Origin of the sequence: Candidatus Kinetoplastibacterium desouzaii TCC079E (genome assembly GCF_000340795.1) — a bacterium.
Taxonomy (GTDB): domain Bacteria; phylum Pseudomonadota; class Gammaproteobacteria; order Burkholderiales; family Burkholderiaceae_B; genus Kinetoplastidibacterium; species Kinetoplastidibacterium desouzai.
Genome location: NC_020294.1, coordinates 281,900 through 301,028, shown reverse-complemented (window position 1 = coordinate 301,028; position 19,129 = coordinate 281,900). Strand labels below are relative to the sequence as shown.

Annotated in this window: 20 protein-coding genes; 5 read left to right on the top strand and 15 right to left on the bottom strand. The window is 29.0% G+C overall.

Annotated elements, in window-relative coordinates:
- Positions 1-155: 155 nt before the first annotated feature.
- Positions 156-470, top strand: coding sequence for a thioredoxin (trxA, locus tag CDSE_RS01425; RefSeq protein WP_015396229.1), 315 nt, complete (start codon positions 156-158; stop codon positions 468-470).
- 25 nt (positions 471-495) lie between these two features.
- On the opposite strand, the gene CDSE_RS01420 is transcribed toward trxA, so the two are convergent.
- Genes CDSE_RS01420 through queE form a run of 4 tightly spaced genes read right to left on the bottom strand, consistent with a single transcriptional unit; the run spans position 496 to position 2,687 of the window.
- A complete protein-coding gene (locus tag CDSE_RS01420) occupies positions 496-1,077 on the bottom strand; it encodes an IMPACT family protein (protein ID WP_015396228.1) in 582 nt (193 codons plus the stop codon).
- A 45-nt stretch (positions 1,078-1,122) separates the two neighbouring features.
- Positions 1,123-1,587: a nucleoside deaminase gene (locus CDSE_RS01415; protein ID WP_015396227.1), complete on the bottom strand. Its 465-nt coding sequence runs from the start codon at positions 1,585-1,587 to the stop codon at positions 1,123-1,125.
- A 24-nt stretch (positions 1,588-1,611) separates the two neighbouring features.
- The gene (locus CDSE_RS01410) at positions 1,612-2,058 is read right to left on the bottom strand and encodes a 6-pyruvoyl trahydropterin synthase family protein (RefSeq protein WP_015396226.1); all 447 of its coding nucleotides are present in this window, start codon (positions 2,056-2,058) and stop codon (positions 1,612-1,614) included.
- Positions 2,055-2,687: a 7-carboxy-7-deazaguanine synthase gene (gene queE, locus CDSE_RS01405; RefSeq protein WP_015396225.1), complete on the bottom strand. Its 633-nt coding sequence runs from the start codon at positions 2,685-2,687 to the stop codon at positions 2,055-2,057. Before queE ends, CDSE_RS01410 begins: the two co-directional genes overlap by 4 nt.
- A gap of 141 nt (positions 2,688-2,828) precedes the next feature.
- Between queE and CDSE_RS01400 the strand changes: the two genes are divergently transcribed.
- The 3 genes from CDSE_RS01400 (at position 2,829) to lysS (ending at position 6,024) form a co-directional block, all read left to right on the top strand.
- Positions 2,829-3,299 (top strand): GatB/YqeY domain-containing protein, encoded by a 471-nt coding sequence (locus CDSE_RS01400; RefSeq protein WP_015396224.1) that lies wholly within the window; start codon positions 2,829-2,831, stop codon positions 3,297-3,299.
- A gap of 21 nt (positions 3,300-3,320) precedes the next feature.
- Positions 3,321-4,424, top strand: a complete 1,104-nt coding sequence (gene prfB, locus CDSE_RS01395) for a peptide chain release factor 2 (RefSeq protein WP_015396223.1) — start codon at positions 3,321-3,323, stop codon at positions 4,422-4,424.
- A 79-nt stretch (positions 4,425-4,503) separates the two neighbouring features.
- A complete protein-coding gene (gene lysS / locus CDSE_RS01390) occupies positions 4,504-6,024 on the top strand; it encodes a lysine--tRNA ligase (protein ID WP_015396222.1) in 1,521 nt (506 codons plus the stop codon).
- 37 nt (positions 6,025-6,061) lie between these two features.
- Here lysS and fdx read toward each other — a convergent pair whose 3' ends face one another.
- The 9 genes from fdx to uvrB all read right to left on the bottom strand — a co-directional run bounded on the left by fdx (position 6,062) and on the right by uvrB (position 13,893).
- Positions 6,062-6,397, bottom strand: coding sequence for an ISC system 2Fe-2S type ferredoxin (gene fdx, locus CDSE_RS01385; RefSeq protein ID WP_015396221.1), 336 nt, complete (start codon positions 6,395-6,397; stop codon positions 6,062-6,064).
- Between the two features lie 14 nt (positions 6,398-6,411).
- Positions 6,412-8,244 carry a Fe-S protein assembly chaperone HscA gene (gene hscA, locus CDSE_RS01380; RefSeq protein ID WP_015396220.1) on the bottom strand — a complete coding sequence of 611 codons (1,833 nt, stop codon included), beginning with the start codon at positions 8,242-8,244 and terminating at the stop codon, positions 6,412-6,414.
- A 22-nt stretch (positions 8,245-8,266) separates the two neighbouring features.
- Positions 8,267-8,785 carry a Fe-S protein assembly co-chaperone HscB gene (gene hscB / locus CDSE_RS01375; RefSeq protein ID WP_015396219.1) on the bottom strand — a complete coding sequence of 173 codons (519 nt, stop codon included), beginning with the start codon at positions 8,783-8,785 and terminating at the stop codon, positions 8,267-8,269.
- 2 nt (positions 8,786-8,787) lie between these two features.
- On the bottom strand, positions 8,788-9,111 hold the full coding sequence (locus CDSE_RS01370; RefSeq protein ID WP_041186203.1) for a HesB/IscA family protein: 324 nt from the start codon (positions 9,109-9,111) through the stop codon (positions 8,788-8,790).
- Between the two features lie 9 nt (positions 9,112-9,120).
- Complete coding sequence (iscU, locus tag CDSE_RS01365; RefSeq protein WP_015396217.1) at positions 9,121-9,513, bottom strand: Fe-S cluster assembly scaffold IscU; 393 nt, start codon at positions 9,511-9,513, stop codon at positions 9,121-9,123.
- Positions 9,514-9,533: 20 nt separating this feature from the next.
- A complete protein-coding gene (locus tag CDSE_RS01360) occupies positions 9,534-10,757 on the bottom strand; it encodes an IscS subfamily cysteine desulfurase (protein ID WP_041186202.1) in 1,224 nt (407 codons plus the stop codon).
- A 12-nt stretch (positions 10,758-10,769) separates the two neighbouring features.
- A complete protein-coding gene (locus tag CDSE_RS01355; RefSeq protein ID WP_015396215.1) occupies positions 10,770-11,270 on the bottom strand; it encodes an Rrf2 family transcriptional regulator in 501 nt (166 codons plus the stop codon).
- Between the two features lie 94 nt (positions 11,271-11,364).
- The gene (locus tag CDSE_RS01350; RefSeq protein WP_015396214.1) at positions 11,365-11,856 is read right to left on the bottom strand and encodes a low molecular weight protein-tyrosine-phosphatase; all 492 of its coding nucleotides are present in this window, start codon (positions 11,854-11,856) and stop codon (positions 11,365-11,367) included.
- A gap of 18 nt (positions 11,857-11,874) precedes the next feature.
- A complete protein-coding gene (gene uvrB, locus CDSE_RS01345) occupies positions 11,875-13,893 on the bottom strand; it encodes an excinuclease ABC subunit UvrB (RefSeq protein WP_015396213.1) in 2,019 nt (672 codons plus the stop codon).
- A gap of 75 nt (positions 13,894-13,968) precedes the next feature.
- Between uvrB and CDSE_RS01340 the strand changes: the two genes are divergently transcribed.
- The gene (locus tag CDSE_RS01340) at positions 13,969-15,174 is read left to right on the top strand and encodes an amino acid aminotransferase (RefSeq protein ID WP_015396212.1); all 1,206 of its coding nucleotides are present in this window, start codon (positions 13,969-13,971) and stop codon (positions 15,172-15,174) included.
- Between the two features lie 69 nt (positions 15,175-15,243).
- Here the strand turns inward: CDSE_RS01340 and lon are convergent, their stop codons facing one another.
- Both lon and clpX read right to left on the bottom strand, forming a co-directional pair.
- A complete protein-coding gene (gene lon / locus CDSE_RS01335) occupies positions 15,244-17,664 on the bottom strand; it encodes an endopeptidase La (protein ID WP_015396211.1) in 2,421 nt (806 codons plus the stop codon).
- A 142-nt stretch (positions 17,665-17,806) separates the two neighbouring features.
- Positions 17,807-19,084, bottom strand: a complete 1,278-nt coding sequence (clpX, locus tag CDSE_RS01330) for an ATP-dependent Clp protease ATP-binding subunit ClpX (protein ID WP_015396210.1) — start codon at positions 19,082-19,084, stop codon at positions 17,807-17,809.
- Positions 19,085-19,129 lie beyond the last annotated feature (45 nt).

The window sequence follows — 19,129 nt, the reverse complement described above, 5'->3', positions numbered from 1 at the left end:
AATTAGTTACATGTATTAACTTATGGTAGTAAAATTATACGCACATAAAAATAAATTTTCATTTACCACCATAAAAAATTATAAATAACTTATAATAACGAAGGAATTCTTACATAAAATTATATATTAATAAACAATATTAAAATGAGAAAGATATGAATTTAATAGAACTAGATAAAAACACTTTTGATTCAATTACAAAAGAAAATGAAATTGTAATTATAGATTTCTGGGCTCCATGGTGTGGACCTTGCCGTAACTTTGCTCCAATTTTTGAAGAAGCTGCAAATAAGAATAAAGATATTGTTTTTGCAAAAATAAATATAGATATGGAACCAGAACTAGCATCATCATTAAAAATTAAATCAATACCAACTATTGTAATATACAAACAACAAGAAATTGTTTACTCTAAACCAGGGTCATTATCTATTCAAAAACTAGACGAACTTATTAATAGTTACAAATAAATTCAAATGTAATTTAACGATGTTACTAGATATCATACCAATATACACCACCCCTAGTAATATCGTTTACTATTTTTTTTGTTAAACTAATCTTTTCATTGGGTACTTTTAACATAAGAAATACACTGTTACCTTCAAATTTCTCTGAATATATGTATAACTCGTTTCTCTTTAACCTATCCCTTAATAAAGATAAAAACGAAATTTCCAACTTACATTTTAAATAAATGAAATCTATTAATTCAACAAAAACACCTGAATTAATACAATTAGAAGCACAAGTTCTATATACACGAGTTAAAACACCAGCCCCTAACTTGATACCACCAAACCAACGTGAAACTAATACAGCTACTTGATCAATATTACATAACTCTATAGCTTGTAAAATAGATTTACCAGCAGTGCCACTAGGTTCATTATCATCATTGAATCGACATAATCCTCCAATCTTAAATGCCCAACAATTATGTGTTGCAGTCTTAGATGTTTTATTGTCAAAAAACTCTTCTATTTCTTGAACATTACTAACATGCAATGCATAAGATATAAATATACTATTCTTAATAGTGAATTCATATCTACAAAACTCTTTCAATGTTCTCATGAATAAAACATTTTTAAATATATAAAAAACTCATCTTTAACCTGATTATTTATTACGTTTTCCTTCAAAGAACATACTTAATATATTCCCACATTCAAACACAATATTATCTTTAGACTGAGAGACATTAGCATGGTGATTAATTTTTTTTAAATCTGAAATATTAAAAATATTTTCAGAAAAACCAAATTTTTTATCCTTTGCTCCATAAATAACATTCTCTATACGAGAATGAAAAATAGCACCCAGACACATTAAACATGGTTCCAATGTAACATAAATATTGGCACCAAACAGCCTATGATTATTACTACTCTTAGATGCTGATCTAATTGCTACTATCTCTGCATGAGCTGTAGGATCACAGTCAACTATAGTTCGATTATATCCATATCCAATAACATCACCAAACCTATCAACTACAACTGCTCCTACAGGAACTTCATCTATATTATAAGCATTCTTAGCTTCCTCTAAAGCTAGTTTTAGCATAAAAGTATCAAAACTCATTATCAATCAGAATTTATTTAATAATTAATTACAGGTGTACTCAGCCCAACAATTAGGAGTTTCATAAATACATATTTTTTTTAAAACAAGATTTTTATTATAAATTTTATTATAAAAAGGAAATAAAGTGTTATAGGCGATTAATGCAAGATTTTCTACTGTGGGGATTTTATCTAAAACTACAGTTTTATGATTTGGTAAACTATTCAAAAAATCTAATATTTGTTTATCTTTATAAAAACTAAAAAATGAATGATCCCAAATTGATACAAGATTCTTTATAGCTATTTTTTTTATATCTGAAAAGTCCATAACCATACCATCGTCAGATTTATCTCTATATTCTGATAAATCACCCTCCAAAGTTATTTCTAATAAATACCTATGACCATGTATATTTTTACATTCCCCTTTATGATTAGGGATTCTATGACCAGCGTCAAACTCTAATTTTCTAGTAATTGAAATCATGGAATTCCTATGTATTTATGCGTTTGGAGACTCAAACGCCATTTAGGATTATTTATACAATAATCAACAGTTAATTTAGTATTAAACTTAACATTATAATCATCCAAAGGCTGCAAAAAGAAATACTGAAAATTCCATCTTAAAAAAATTGAAGGATCAATTTCTAATTGAGGATAAACTAATTTAAGTTCATTACCTTCTTTTAAAATTATATTACTTGAACCTTTAGGGCTAACACATACCCAATCTATTCCATTAGGAGGTACAATGGTACCGTTAGTTTCAATTGCAACAGTAAAATTAATTTTATGCAAAGCTTCTATTAAGAAAATATCTACCTGAAGCAAAGGTTCTCCACCTGTTAATATAACATAACGATTATCTCTACCATCACCCCACTCTTCTAAAATTTTTTGCGCTAATGAATCTGCACTCTTAAATTTCCCACCATTAATACCATCTGTGCCAACAAAATCTGTATCACAAAATTTACACAACGCACTAGACTTACTATATTCTTTTCCGTTCCATAAATTACAACCAGAAAATCTACAAAAAATGGCAACACGACCAGTATGAAAACCTTCACCCTGTAAACTTTTAAAAATTTCTTTTACTGAATAAGACATATCTGTATATTTTATAATAAAATTATTATATGAAGGTCAATTAAATTAATTAAATTTACCTTAAAAAGAATGTAATATACTATAGAATTTATAACAAACAACTTTATATTAGTAATTATAATTAAATTTTCTATAAAACATATGGACTCAAGTAATATTAAGAACAATATAACTTCTTACATAAAAGAAGCATTGAAACAAAAACAAACAATACGTTTAAGCACATTAAGACTATTATTAGCATCAATAAAGGAAAAAGAAATAAACAAACAAGCAGATTTAAGTGACGTAGAAATTATCTCTATAATACAAACACAAATTAAACAAAGACTAGAATCGATTAAAGCATTCGAAGCAGCCAACAGACAAGAAAAAGCTGAACAAGAAAGAGAAGAAATTATAATTCTAAAAGAATTATTACCTAACCAAGCATCAATTGAAGAAATATTAGAAGCAATAGACAAGACTATATTATCTATTAAAACAGATGTTATGGATAAATCATTAATTGGAAAGATTTTAAAAGAATTAAAAAAGAATTTTTTTGGTAGAGCTGATATGTCTTTTATTTCACAAGAAGTTCACAAACGTTTAAACATCAAAAATAATTAATTTTAGAATATATAAAAAATTATGAATATAGAAGGTCAAAATAATATATTAGTTAATCTTAAAGATCTCTTAACAAGAATAATTGATCTTCGGAGGTATCTTGAATATGATAAAAAAATTGAAAGATTGAAAATTATTGATTCAGAATTAGAAGATCCACATTTATGGGATAATCCACATAATGCTCAACTAATTAGCAAAGAAAAAAGAACTATAGAAGAAATATTACATGATATTGATAGCATATATGAAGAAATTCAAGATTCAATAGAAATATTTTATCTAGCGCAAAATGATGAAGATCATAAAACTATAAAAAATTTAAACGAAAATACAAATTTCATTAAAGAAAAAATTGAAACTTTAGAATTCAAAAGAATGTTTCATAATGAAACTGATCCTCTAAATTGTTTCTTAGATATTCAGGCTGGAGCAGGTGGAACAGAAGCTCAAGATTGGGCTTCTATGTTATTAAGACAGTATGTAAAATACTCAGAAAAAAAAGGATTTCAAACTGAATTAATAGAAGAATCAATAGGTGATGTTGCTGGAATAAAATCAGCAACCTTAAAAATTATTGGAAATTACGCATTTGGGTATTTACGTACAGAAACAGGTATACATAGATTAGTAAGAAAAAGCCCCTTTGATTCTTCTAATGGTAGACATACATCATTTGCAAGTATATTCGTTTATCCCGAAATAGATGAATCATTTGAAATAGAAATAAATCCTTCAGACTTAAGAATTGATACATATAGAGCTAGTGGAGCTGGTGGACAACATATAAACAAAACAGACTCTGCGGTTAGGATTACACATCAACCAACAGGAATAGTGGTACAATGTCAAAGTGATAGATCTCAACATAGAAATAAAGCAGAAGCTTTACAAATATTAAAATCAAAGTTATACGATTTAGAAAAAAGAAATCGCTTAAATGAACAACAAATATTAGAAGATTCTAAAACTGATGTCGGATGGGGACATCAAATAAGATCTTATGTATTAGATCAGAGTAGGATCAAAGATCTTAGAACAAATATTGAAGTATCTAACACACAAAAAGTATTAGATGGAGACTTAGATATTTTTATTAACAACAGTCTCAAACAAGGCATATAAAAATATAGAATAAGATTCTATCTTGATCATATTTCTTAGCACAAAAATAAATCCTATAAAACAAAACATTTATAAAATTATGAATAAAAATTCCTGTAACACTTTTGAAAATATAGATAATAAAATCACAGAAGAAAGAAGAGTAAAACTACAAAAAACCAGAGAAAAAGGATTTAATTATCCAAATAATTTTATTCCTACTGATAAAAATATAGATTTAATTAAGAAATATAATAAATTAAGTAAAGAAGAATTAAAAACTCACAATAGTTTTGTAAGAATAGCTGGTAGAGTAATGTTAAAAAGAATTATGGGTTCAGCTAGTTTTATAAACATACAAGATGATACAGATAGAATACAAGTATATTTAGATAAAAAAAAGCTAGATGTTATTATGTATGATAATTTCAAACAATTTGATATAGGTGATATAGTTGCAATAGAAGGTACTATTTTTAAAACCAATAAAGAAGAACTATCAATATACGCATCATCAATAAATCTTCTATCAAAATCCATAAGACCTCTTCCTGATAAATTTCATGGAATTTCTGATCATAATATAAAATATCGACAAAGATATCTTGATATTATAATGTCTAAAGAAACAAGAGATACCTTTCAAACAAGAAGTAAAATAATTAGTTATATTAGAAATTATATGTCTGATTCAAATTTTATGGAAGTTGAAACTCCGATGTTACATCCAATACCAGGAGGAGCAGCAGCAAAACCATTTGTTACTCACCATAATGCTTTAAATATGGATATGTATCTAAGAATAGCCCCGGAGTTATATTTAAAAAGATTAATAGTTGGTGGATTTGAAAGAGTTTTTGAATTAAATCGTAACTTTAGAAATGAGGGAGTTAGCCCAAAACATAATCCTGAATTTACAATGATGGAGTTTTACGCTGCTTATACTGATTATAATTGGTTAATGACATTTACAGAAAAACTTATAAAAGAAACAGTATCTATAACTCATAAAAAAGACATTATACCATTTCAAAATCAATATTTAGATTTCTCAAAAAAATTTGAGCAATTAGATATGTGTGATGCCATTTGCAAATATAATCACATATATGATAAAAGCAAACTTAATGATCATAATTTCTTATGTAATGAAGTTATAAAAATAAACAATAAATTAAAATTAGAAAACATCAAAGATTCATCTATAGGACAACTACAACTTTATTTATTTGAAGAAACAACTGAAGAAAAAATATGGAATCCAACATACATAATAAATTATCCTAAAGAAACATCTCCTTTAGCAAGAACAAAAGACCAAGAACCAGAAATAGCAGAAAGATTTGAACTTTTTATTGCTGGACGCGAAATTGCCAATGGATTCTCTGAATTAAATGATCCAGAAGAACAATTTAAAAGGCTATCCGATCAAGTTAATAAGAAAAATATTTCACCAGATGAAGAAAATCTTTTCTTTGATTTGGATTATGTGAAATCATTGGAATACGGCATGCCTCCAACTGGAGGATGTGGAATAGGAATAGATAGATTATTAATGATACTAACAAATAAATCTAATATAAGAGATATTATTCTATTTCCTCATATGAGACCAGAATAAAAAAATAGTGCTAGCATATAAAATATCTAGCACTATCTTATTCCTTTGCATGATTTATGGTATATTTGGGTATTTCAATTACCAAATCAACACTACCAAGTATTGATTGACAAGACAAACGAGAATTATGTGATAGACCCCAGGCTTTATCTAACATATCTTCTTCCATATCATCAATATCATTTAAAGAATCATATCCTTCTTTTACAATAATATGACATGTTGTACAAGCACAAACAAGTTCGCAAGCATGTTCAATAGCTATATTATTAGCTAATAATATTTTACATATAGATAATCCTTCAGGAGCATCTTTTATAATCTTTCCATTAGGACAAATTTCTGTGTGAGGAAGTACTGTTATTTTAGGCATAGTTATACATAATATTAATTATAAAAAAGTTTTTTTATTGCATTATTCATTCTTAAGATAGCAAAATCTTCTGTTGATTTGGACAATTCATTTGTAATTTTTTTTATCAAACTTATATCACTACTATCTATATTTTTGTTAGCTTTCAAAAGAAGAATATTTATCTTTTCTAATTCTTGAGTGCTCAATAAATCTTTATCTTTATCTATTGCATCTTTAACTGTTTCTATTAGTTTTTGTAAATACAACTTAGCCTCTGATAATTTGCGTTTAGAATTCTCAACATTCTGATTACAGTTATATTGATATATCATATTTTTAATAATATCACTAGTCAAACCATTAGATGGTTTTACAATAACACTAGCTTCTATATTCGTATTAATATCTTTCGCAAATACTTTTAATAAACCATCAGCATCTATTTGGAAAAGGACTTCAATGCGAGGAATACCAGCTTTCATTAATGGAATATCATTAAGTTCAAAATAAGAAAGAGATCTACATTCTGAGGCTAAATTACTTTCTCCTTGAAGAACATGAATACTAATTGCTTTCTGAAAATCTTTTATGGTTGTAAATTCCTGTTTTGCTATTGTTGGAATTTTTGTATTACGAAATATAATTTTTTCAAAAAAACCTCCCATAGTCTCAATTCCTAATGATAAAGGAGTAACATCTAACAATAACCAATCATTATCAAGATTATTTACTAAGCGATCAGCTTGAAACGAAGCTCCTATTGCTACTACTTTATCAGGATCTATACTACATAATGGTTCTTTAGCAAAGAAGTTATTAACTAACTTTCTAATGACAGGCATTCTAGTTGCACCACCAACCATAACAATATCAAATATATCTCGTATTTCTAACCTTGAGTCTAGCATTGCTTTATTAAGACAAGTTTTTATTCTTTCTAATAATTTATTAGATAAATTCTCAAAAATATCTCTTGTAATAAAACCTTCTACTATCCGTCCATTATCTAATTCTATAGAAAAAATATAACTATCATTATCAGATAAATATTCACGTATTTCTTTAGCTCTATGAAATAGTTTTAATCTATCTTCTAAAGAAATTATCTCATCTATGAATGAATTACAAATATAATCTACTATAACTCTGTCAAAATCATTACCTCCTAAAGAGGTATCACCTGATGTTGCTATCACTTCAAATAATCCAGCATTTATTTTAAGAATAGAAACATCAAAAGTTCCACCTCCTAAATCAAATACTATATGAACACCTTCAGCAGTATTCTCTAAACCATAAGCAATAGCGGCAGAAGTAGGTTCATTTAATAAACGTAGAATATTTAAACCAGCTAAATTTGCAGCATCACAGGTTGATTGACGTTGACTTTCATTAAAATAAGCTGGAACGGTTATAACAACATCATTAATTTCTTTTTTTAATTTCTTTTCTGCTAATCTTTTCAAGAATAAGATCATATGAGCAGAAATCTCAACTGGAGTTATATCTCCAGCCACAGTTTTTATTTTTAAAAAATTATCATTGTTAACAAACTCATAAGGTATATCATCAACATTTATATCTTTAAATGTCTTACCAATAAATCTTTTAAATGAAGAAATAGTATTTAAGTCACCTAAGAACTCTATAGCGTCATAAGCCATAAGAACTGAATTATCATTTCTATAACTCACAATTGAAGGAAATAATGAATTACCATTATCATCACAAATAATTTCTGGTTCACCTAATTCATTAATAAATGAGACTAAAGAGTTTGTTGTTCCCAAATCTATACCAATTGCTATTCTTCTATTTGATAAAATAGTTTCTTCCTCAGGCTCAGATATTTGTAGTAATGTCATCTATAAAATTTTCCTAAAGCATTTAAAAATTAATTTTTTTATAAGAAATAGCTTCTTGCATTATTTTATCAATAAACATAAGTTCTTTAATAATTAAGCTGGCTTTTTTATAATCAATATTATTATCTAGCAATTCACACAATATTTCAAAACGCTCTCTCATTTCTTTAGAAAGACTACTTATAAACTCATTTAAAATGCTCAAATCTTTCTGATTAAATATCAACTCTAATGATTCCCTCCATTCTAATTGTTTAGAAAGAAAGTCTTTACTAATATCTATATTATTATTAAAATTAATACCATTATACTCGCAAATATACTGTGCTCTTTTTATTGGATTGCTTAATATAGAATAAGCATTATTAACAAAAGAAGATAATTTAATGGCTGCCATTTGATCCATTGAACTTGAGATTCTATGTCTATCAGGATGAACAAAATTAGATATTTTTCTCCAAGCCTTATCAAGTTTTTCTTCTTCTATCTCAAAAGCAAAATCCAAACCAAACAACTTAAAATAATTAGAATAGTTTATCATTTTTATACTGTAAAAGACTCGCCACAGCCACACTTAGCTTTTTCATTAGGATTAATAAATTTAAAACCTTCTTTTAAACCTTCTTTCACATAATCAATTTTAGTACCATCTAAATAAATCAAATCATTCTTATCTATAAAAACTTTTACACCAAAACTCTCAAACATAACATTGTTTTTATCAAAAGCATCAGCATACTCAAGCTTATAAGACAACCCTGAACAACCAGTAGTCTTAATTCTAATTCTCAATCCTATACCTGCTTTCCGCTTATCTAAAAATTCAGATACTCTTAACGCCGCTTTTTCAGTAAGATTCACAGACACAACTTTATCCTAAATAGTATTATTTTTATTTTTTATTCTATAATCTTCAATAGCTGATTTGATTGCATCTTCAGCAAGAATAGAACAGTGTATTTTTACAGGAGGTAAAGCAAGTTCTTCAGCTATATCAACATTACGTATACTCAAAGCTTGATCTATAGATTTCCCTTTTACCCACTCAGTCACTAAAGAACTTGAAGCAATAGCAGATCCACAACCATATGTCTTAAACTTTGCATCCTCTATAAAACCATCATCATTAACTTTAATTTGTAATTTCATTACATCACCACAAGCTGGCGCTCCTACCATACCAGTACCAACAGAAGAATCAGTTTTATCCAATGAACCAACATTACGAGGATTCTCATAATGATCCAAAACCTTAGAACTATAAGCCATAAATTCCCTTTATTTATATTTTAATGATTATTGTTAGACCACTGAAAAGTATTAAGATCAATATTATCTTTTGACATTTCCCATAAAGGTGATAATTCTCTTAATTTACTAACCTTATCTATCAATAAATTAATAGTATAATCAACTTCTTCGATAGTAGAAAATCTACCTAATGTAAAACGTATAGAACTATGAGCCAACTCATCGCTACGACCAAGAGCTCTTAAAACATAAGAAGGCTCTAAACTAGCTGATGTACAAGCAGAACCACTAGAAACAGCCAATTTATTCAAAGCCATCATCAAAGATTCACCCTCAACATAATTAAAACTTACATTTAAATTATGAGAAACTCTATGTTCAGTACTACCATTAATGTATATTTCTTCTATATTTGATATACCTTTCCACAATCTATCTCTTAACATTTTTATACGTTCATTTTCCTGCAAAAACTCTTCACCAGCTATACGAAATGCCTCACCCATACCAACAATTTGATGAGTAGCCAATGTTCCAGATCTAAGACCTCTTTCATGACCTCCTCCATGCATCTGAGCTTCAATTCTTACTCTGGGTTTTCTACGAACGTAAAGTGCACCTATCCCTTTAGGGCCATAAGTCTTATGAGCAGAGAATGACATAAGATCAACAGATAAATTTTCTAAGTTAATTTCAACTTTTCCAGTTGCCTGAGCTGCATCAACATGAAAAATTACTCCTTTTGATCTACATAAATTTCCTATAGATTCAATATCCTGAATAACACCTATTTCATTATTTACCATCATAACTGTTACTAAAACAGTATCATTCCTCATCGCTGATTTTAAAAGATCTATATCTAGTAACCCATCTTCTCTTACATCTAAATATGTTACCTCAAATCCCTTGCGCTCTAACTCACGACAAGTATCTAAAACTGCCTTATGCTCAGTTTTAACTGTGATAATATGCTTCCCTTTTTGAGAGTAAAAATTAGCAGCCCCTTTAATCGCTAAATTATTGGACTCTGTAGCACCAGATGTCCAAATAATCTCACGATAATCAGCATTAACAAGCTTTGCAACTTCTTTTCTAGCGTTTTCTACTGCTTCTTCAGCTTTCCATCCAAAAGCATGACTACGAGAAGCTGGATTACCAGGATTTTCATATAACCACAAAACCATTTTATCCACAACTCTTGGATCTACAGGAGTAGTTGCTGAATAATCCATATAAACTTGATCTAATTTACCTAACATACATTTATATCCTTATCTTATGAAGACAATATCATCTACAGTACTTAAACTATTTTTAACATAGTTAGATAAATTAGATTTTTTATTTTGAAAAACTTTATTATTGCAATCTAATAAATTCTGTAAAGAAATTGAATTTAAATACTCAAACATTTTATAATTAAATGAAGACCATAAATCATGTGTTATACATTTGACAGGTTTGCCATTTATATTTTTATTACAATTTATATTCCCTTTACAATTCGTAGCATCTAAAACCTCATCTACAGCAGAAATAATGTCTGCTATAGTTATCTGATCTGCAGGTTTTAAAAGATAATACCCACCACTAGGACCACGCACACCACTAACCAAAGATCTCTTTCTTAACTTTAAAAATAATTGTTCTAAATAAGAAACTGAAAGATTATGACGCTCACTAATAACACTTAAACTTACTACACCTTTTTGACTAATAGCCAATTCAAGCATAGCCGTCACAGCGAATCGACTTCTAGTTGTTAGTCGCACTTGCCTTCTCCACTTCAATATATTTATATTATTATATTAACATAATTCCCTACTAATTTAATAGGAAATTATGTTAAAAAATAATATGTAATCATCAAGTTACTAATTTACTAGAGTAATTTTTATATACAAATTCAAATAACCCTTGACAAGCATCTTCAATATAATCAAACACCTTACTAAATCCATCTAGTTCATCATAATAAGGATCAGGAACTACATCTAAATTATATTGACTAGAGTATCTCATTAGTAAACTTAATTTATAAAGTTCTTTAAAAGGACATTTTTTCCGTAAGAAACTCATATTTTCAAAATCCATTCCAATAATCAAATCAAAGTTTATAAAATCATCATGATTAATTTGACGAGATTTATGAGAAGACATATCATAACCTCTATTCTTTGCCTCTTCTATGGCTCTAATATCTGGATTTCTACCAATATTAAAAGCATGTGTTCCAGCAGAGTCAGTAGAAATTTGATTACTGAAACCTTTTTTTATTAAAATAGCGTTAAAAATAACTTCTGCAGTTGGAGATCTGCAAATATTTCCCATACAAACAAATAATATTTTTATCGACATAGACACCTCTGTTCTATATTAAGAATTAAAAAGAAACATTTTTTTTAATTCATTTAAAGAATCTCTAGTAGAAGAAGCCTTTTCAAACTCCAATTTATTAGCATAATTAACCATAAGCTTCTCTAATCTTTTTATTTCTTTAGATAATTTTTTTTCATTTTTAAATAAACTCTTATCATAATTAATACTTGGTTTTATAGTATTATTATTTATAAGACCATCTATTAAATAACGAATTTCTTTCTTTATACCTTTAGGTTCAATACCATTAATCCTATTAAAACTTAATTGTTTTTCTCTCCTTCTAGAAGTTTCATCAATAGCTTTTTTCATAGATTTAGTAACAATATCAGCATAAAGAATCGCATGACCATTTAAATGTCTTGCTGCCCTACCTATAGTTTGAATTAAACTACGTTCAGATCTTAGAAATCCTTCCTTATCAGCATCTAATATGGCCACTAGTGAAACCTCAGGAATATCCAAACCCTCTCTTAATAAATTTATTCCCACCAAAACATCAAAAACACCCAAACGTAAATCTCTTAATATATCTGCTCGTTCAACTGTATCTATATCAGAATGCAAATATCTAACTTTTATCCCATTATCATTTAAGAAATCAGTTAGATTCTCTGACATGCGTTTAGTTAAGGTAGTTACTAAAACTCTTTCTTTCTTTGAAATTCGTTCCTTTATCTGAAACAATAAATCATCAACTTGTGTTTTAGCTGGCCTTATTTCTACTTCAGGGTCAACCAATCCTGTTGGTCTCACTAACTGCTCAACAATATATTTAGAATGAGTTATCTCATAATCAGAAGGAGTTGCCGAAATAAAAATACACTGCCTAACTCTTTTTTCAAATTCACAAAATTTCAAAGGTCTATTATCTAAAGCAGAAGGTAGACGAAAACCATACATAACTAGATTCTCTTTGCGAGATCTATCTCCATGGTACATTCCTGATATTTGACCAAGAGTAACATGACTTTCATCAATAAAAATTAATGAATCTTCAGGTAAATAATCGATTAATGTACTAGGTGGTTCTCCAGGCATACCTCCACTCAAATGCCTACTATAATTCTCTATACCTTTACAAAAACCAGTTTCTTGCAACATTTCCAAATCAAACAAAGTACGCTGTTCCAAACGCTGTAACTCTAATTGTTTATTTTCTCTTGCTAAAACAACCAATTGTTGAGACAATTCTTCTTTGATTGACTCTATAGCCTGTTCTACTTTAGATCTTGGAACTGCATAGTGAGTAACAGGGTAAACAGAGAATCGTGATATTCTATCAACAATAGCACCAGTTAATGGATCAAAAATTTCCAGAGACTCTATCCTATCATCAAATAATCCTATTCTTAGAGCAAGATCAAAATTCTCCGCTGGAAAAACATCAATATATTCACCTCTTACCCTGAAAGAACCTCTACTAAAATCTAAATCATTTCTTTTATATTGCATTAAAACAAGCTGCTCAAAAATACTATTTCTTAATAAAAAATTACCAATCCTTAATGTTAAAGCAATAGAATTATAACAAGATACATCTCCAATACCATAAATACATGAAACAGTACTAACTATTATTGTATCTTTCCTTTCTAATAAGCTTTTAGTAGCTGACAAACGCATTTGTTCTATATGTGAATTAATTTGAGCATCTTTCTCAATAAACATATTACGTGAAGGAACATACGCTTCTGGTTGATAGTAATCATAATAAGAAACGAAATATTCTACTGCATTATTTGGAAAAAAATCTCTCATTTCTGCATACAACTGAGCAGCTAATGTTTTATTAGGTGCTAAAATAAGAGATTGTTTACCTGAACGAGCTATAATATTAGCCATGGTATATGTTTTACCCGACCCAGTAACTCCTAAAAGGGTTTGATATTTAGATCCTTCATATACACCTCTTAACAAACTATCAATAGCTTCTGGCTGGTCACCAGCTGGCGGGTAAGGTTGAGAAATATTAAAAGGACTATTGGAGAAACTTACAAATTCGGAAAATGTCATGCTAAACTCTATATGGTGAAATACTTTTTAGGTATTTAATTGGCATCTATTAATATTTTTTAGTGATTTTAAATTATGAATGATATATTTCAATCTGTCCAATTGGCTCCTCGCGACCCAATACTCGGTCTTAATGAGCAATTTAACTCTGATAACAGACCAGGGAAAGTTAATCTTGGTGTTGGTGTATACTATGATGATAATGGTAAAATACCTCTGATGAAAGCAGTATACAAATCAGAACTATCACATATTGAAAAATCTACTCCTAAAGGATACTTACCAATAGATGGTATAGCCTCTTACAATAAAGGGGCAATGAATTTACTACTAGGACAAAACTCTAGCATCATAGAAGAAGACAGAGCACTAACAGTACAAACACTTGGAGGAACAGGAGCTCTTAAAATTGGTGCTGATTTTCTTAAACAATTGTTTCCTAATTCAAAAGTTCTTATTAGCAATCCAAGCTGGGAAAACCACAAAGCACTTTTTGAAAGAGCTGAATTTGAAGTTGAATACTATCCTTATTATAACCCTCTTACCCGTGGAATAGCATTCGAAGAAATGCTAGAAACATTAAGAAATGCTAAAGATAACACAATAGTAGTACTACATGCATGTTGTCATAATCCAACTGGAGTAGATCCAACTACACATCAATGGGAAGAAATTGCTAAAACAATCCAAGCTCGAAATCTAATTCCATTTCTTGATATTGCATATCAAGGATTTGGAGAAGATTTAGAGACCGATTCAAACGTAGTAAGAATGTTTGCTACAATGGGTATTAACTGCTTTATTAGTTCTTCTTTTTCGAAATCTTTCTCTCTGTATGGAGAAAGAGTAGGAGCTCTTACAATTATAACCAACAATAAGAATGAAACATCTAATGTATTAAGCCAAATTAAGAGAATAATTAGAACCATATATTCTAATCCCCCAACCCACGGAGCTACTATTGTAAGCTCAATACTTAACTCAAGTGAATTATTTCAATTATGGGAAACAGAATTATCTGACATGCGCACCAGAATAAAAAGCATGAGAAAACAATTAGTAAATAAAATTAAAGAACATGGGGCTAAACAAGATTTTAATTTCGTACTTAATCAAAAAGGAATGTTTTCTTATTCAGGACTCACAACAAAACAAGTTGATGATTTAAGAAACAAATTTGCTGTATATGCAGTTTCTAGCGGAAGAATATGTGTTGCCGCACTCAACAATAATAATATTGATATAGTTGCTTCGAGCATTGCAAAAGTTTTAAATAGCTAAAATATTAAAATATTCAGTCTTTATAAATTAGTATTTATAACACTAATAATTAAAGACTGAATAAATAAATTAATGTTTCAAGCTAATTCCATCTTTAGAGTCATTGATTCTTTTAGATGATTTTATTTTTGATAACGCTCTGGGTTTTTTTTCCAAAGCAATATCCAGAACTTTATCTATCCATCTAACTGGAACTATTTCAAGATTTTCTTTCACAATATCTGGAATATCAGTTAAATCTCTAACATTATCTTCTGGAATAATAACAACTTTAACTCCACCAGAATGAGCAGCTAATAATTTTTCTTTTAATCCACCTATAGCTAGGACTTCTCCACGTAAAGTGATCTCTCCTGTCATAGCAACATCTGATCTTACAGGAATATTAGATAGAGAAGAAGCCATAGCAGTCACTATTGCTATACCAGCTGATGGACCATCTTTGGGAGTAGCCCCTTCAGGAAAATGTACGTGTATATCTCTTTTATCAAAAAAATCTTCAGAAAGCCCCAGAGAACCTAATCTAGCTTTAACTACAGTACGTGCAGTATCTACAGATTCTTTCATAACATCACCTAAAGAACCAGTACGTAATATACCACCTTTGCCATATAAATCAACAACTTCAATGGTTAACAAATCACCACCAACTTGTGTCCAAGCTAATCCAGTAACTTGTCCTATTCTATTCTCTTTTTGCGTTAAACCAAAATCATAACGACGAACTCCAAGATATTTATCTAAATTCTCAGAATTAACTACTAAAATAGATTTAGAATAACTACCACTTTCTTCTTGTTGTAAAAATAATTTAACTATCTTTCTACAAATTTTACTAATTTCCCTTTCTAATGATCTAACACCAGCTTCTCTAGTATAGTAACGTATTATGTCTGTTAAAGCAGAATCTTTTATTTCCAACTCTTCTAGAGATAAACCATTGCTTTTAAAAAGCTTAGGAATTAAATGATTCTTAGCTATATATAATTTTTCATATTCAGTATATCCAGATAAATTTATAACCTCCATACGATCTAATAAAGCAGGTGGTATATTCATTGTATTACTTGTAGCAACAAACATAACATCTGAAAGATCAAAATCTATCTCAATATAGTGATCTTGAAAAGTATTATTTTGCTCTGGATCTAAAACTTCCAACAAAGCTGAAGCCGGATCTCCTCTAAAATCCATACCTATCTTATCAATTTCATCAAGTAAAAATAAAGGATTACGAACACCAGACTTAGATAAACTTTGTAATATTTTACCTGGCATAGATCCTATGTAAGTACGACGGTGACCTCTAATCTCGGCTTCATCTCTTACTCCTCCTAAAGCCATTCTAACAAATTTGCGATTAGTTGCTTTAGCTATAGATTGACCTAATGAAGTTTTCCCTACACCTGGAGGACCTACTAAACACAAAATAGGAGCCTTTATTTTATGAACCCTTTTTTGAACAGCTAAATATTCTAAAATACGCTCTTTTACCTTATCTAAACCGTAATGATCACAATCTAAAGAATTTTCAGCATGCCTTATGTCAAGATTTATTTTACTCTTCTTTTTCCAAGGTAAATTAACAACAGTCTCAATATAATTTCTTACTACATTTGCCTCTGCTGACATTGGGGACATCATTTTTAATTTAGAAAATTCTGCTTCTACTTTCTTACGTGCTTCTTTAGATATATGACTAGAAATAATCTTTTTTTCTAGTTCTTCCAAACCAGAAATATCATCTCCCTCACCAAGCTCTTTTTGAATGGCTTTAAATTGCTCATTAAGATAATAATCCTTTTGGCTTTTTTCCATTTGTTTTTTGATGCGAGTTTTGATTTTCTTTTCTACTTGTAGAATTTCAATCTCATTATCTATTTGGGACAATAAGAATTCTATCCTCTCAATTAATGAGCTCATTTCTAAAATACGTTGTTTGTATTCTAGTTTAATAGGAAGATGAGATGAAAGAGTATCGACAAAACGATAAATATCACTTATTTCTGATATTGAAGTTATGATTTCTGCTGGAATTTTTTTATTGAGTTTTATATATTGATCAAACTGATCCATAAGAGCACGTCTTAAAGCTTCAATTTCAATATTAGAAGCACTGCAAGCATTCTCTATATAATTTATGTTACACATAAAATGTGTATCAGTTTCCTCTACAGAATTAATGATAACTCTTCTTACACCTTCAACTAGAACTTTCACAGTTCCATCTGGTAATTTTAACATCTGTAAAACATTTGCTACACAACCAACATCGTATAAATCGCTAGAATTAGGATCATCTTTACCAGCTGATTTCTGAGCAACAAGGACAACATTTTTATCACTTTCCATTGCTATCTCAAGAGCACGGATAGAGCGAGATCTACCAACAAATAAGGGAATGGTCATATAAGGAAAAACAACCACATCTCTAAGCGGTAACAAAGGTAAATAAACTGATTCAGAAAGAACAGTCTGGCTTGCAGACATAAGCAAATCCTCTATTTAATAGGAATAATCGTTAAAATAATATCTAAGAAGATAGATACTATTTGGTATCAATAATTAACAATTCAATATCATTATAAAAAGAAATTTCCGTCTACTAGATTTATACTACAATATTATATAACTATCTACTATCGTTATCTTTATCTAAAACAATGACCTTTACCTCATCAGAGGCTTCTATAGTGTCCACAATAACTTTAGATACATTATGATTATCTGGAATACTGTACATTGTATCAAATAAAACATTTTCAATAACAGATCTCAACCCACGAGCACCAGTTTTACGTTCTAAAGACTTTCTAGCAATAGCAATTAGCGATTTATCTGTAAATTCAAGATCAACACCATCCATAGAAAATATTTTCTGGTATTGCTTTATTAAAGCATTTTTTGGTTCTTTTAAAACTCTTACCAAATCATTTTCATCTAAATCTTTTAATGAAGATATGATAGGCAATCTACCTACAAGCTCTGGTATCAAACCAAATTTTATAAGATCATCTGGCTCGATATCCTCAAATAAACAATTACTTGATTTAATATCATGATCAAAAATAGACACATGAAAACCAATTCTCGATTTATCTTTTCTATCTAGAATAATCTTTTTAATACCATCAAAAGCACCACCTACTATAAATAATATATTACTTGTATTAATATGTATAAAATCTTGGTTAGGATTCTTTCTACCACCTTTAGCAGGAACAGATGCTGTTGTACCCTCAATAATTTTCAATAAAGCCTGTTGAACACCCTCTCCAGAAACATCTCTAGTAATAGAAACATTTTCTGATTTGCGAGATATTTTATCTATTTCGTCAATAAAAACAATACCTCTCTCAGCTTTTTCTATATTAAAATCACAACTTTGAAGTAATTTATGCAAGATATTTTCTACATCATCTCCAACATAACCAGCTTCTGTTAATGTAGTAGCATCAGCAATTACAAAAGGAACATCTAAAAAACGAGACAAAACCTGCCCTAATAAAGTCTTCCCAGATCCAGTAGGTCCTATTAATAAAACATTACTTTTTACTAATTCAATATCATCTTTATTATCATTTTCAAAAGAATAAGCAAGACGTTTATAGTGATTATATACAGCAACAGATAAAATACGTTTAGGAACTTCTTGACCTATAATATAACTATCTAAAAATTCTTTAATCTTACTTGGAGTGGAAATATTCTTAAAAAATTCTTTTGATTCTGAAGATTTATTATAATTACCATGATCTTCTAATATAAGTTTACTACATTCATCTACACATTCATTACAAATAAATAACGAAGATGGCCCTAACAAAAGCCTGCCAACTTCTCTTTTATTTCTACCACAAAAAGAACAAAACTCATTATCTGAATTATATGAATTATTATTTCCTGACATAAGAATATATCTCTAAGAGTTTTATTAAAATTTTAAAAATGTTTT

Coding starts and splice junctions, on each gene's coding strand:
- uvrB (WP_015396213.1), bottom strand. CDS start 13,893: ATGACATTTTCCGAATTTGTAAGTTTCTCCAATAGTCCTTTTAATATT.
- clpX (WP_015396210.1), bottom strand. CDS start 19,084: ATGTCAGGAAATAATAATTCATATAATTCAGATAATGAGTTTTGTTCT.
- CDSE_RS01400 (WP_015396224.1), top strand. CDS start 2,829: ATGGACTCAAGTAATATTAAGAACAATATAACTTCTTACATAAAAGAA.
- lon (WP_015396211.1), bottom strand. CDS start 17,664: ATGTCTGCAAGCCAGACTGTTCTTTCTGAATCAGTTTATTTACCTTTG.
- trxA (WP_015396229.1), top strand. CDS start 156: ATGAATTTAATAGAACTAGATAAAAACACTTTTGATTCAATTACAAAA.
- hscA (WP_015396220.1), bottom strand. CDS start 8,244: ATGACATTACTACAAATATCTGAGCCTGAGGAAGAAACTATTTTATCA.
- CDSE_RS01415 (WP_015396227.1), bottom strand. CDS start 1,587: ATGAGTTTTGATACTTTTATGCTAAAACTAGCTTTAGAGGAAGCTAAG.
- CDSE_RS01420 (WP_015396228.1), bottom strand. CDS start 1,077: ATGAGAACATTGAAAGAGTTTTGTAGATATGAATTCACTATTAAGAAT.
- CDSE_RS01360 (WP_041186202.1), bottom strand. CDS start 10,757: ATGTTAGGTAAATTAGATCAAGTTTATATGGATTATTCAGCAACTACT.
- CDSE_RS01350 (WP_015396214.1), bottom strand. CDS start 11,856: ATGTCGATAAAAATATTATTTGTTTGTATGGGAAATATTTGCAGATCT.
- queE (WP_015396225.1), bottom strand. CDS start 2,687: ATGTCTTATTCAGTAAAAGAAATTTTTAAAAGTTTACAGGGTGAAGGT.
- fdx (WP_015396221.1), bottom strand. CDS start 6,397: ATGCCTAAAATAACAGTACTTCCTCACACAGAAATTTGTCCTAATGGA.
- hscB (WP_015396219.1), bottom strand. CDS start 8,785: ATGATAAACTATTCTAATTATTTTAAGTTGTTTGGTTTGGATTTTGCT.
- iscU (WP_015396217.1), bottom strand. CDS start 9,513: ATGGCTTATAGTTCTAAGGTTTTGGATCATTATGAGAATCCTCGTAAT.
- prfB (WP_015396223.1), top strand. CDS start 3,321: ATGAATATAGAAGGTCAAAATAATATATTAGTTAATCTTAAAGATCTC.
- CDSE_RS01410 (WP_015396226.1), bottom strand. CDS start 2,058: ATGATTTCAATTACTAGAAAATTAGAGTTTGACGCTGGTCATAGAATC.
- CDSE_RS01340 (WP_015396212.1), top strand. CDS start 13,969: ATGAATGATATATTTCAATCTGTCCAATTGGCTCCTCGCGACCCAATA.
- lysS (WP_015396222.1), top strand. CDS start 4,504: ATGAATAAAAATTCCTGTAACACTTTTGAAAATATAGATAATAAAATC.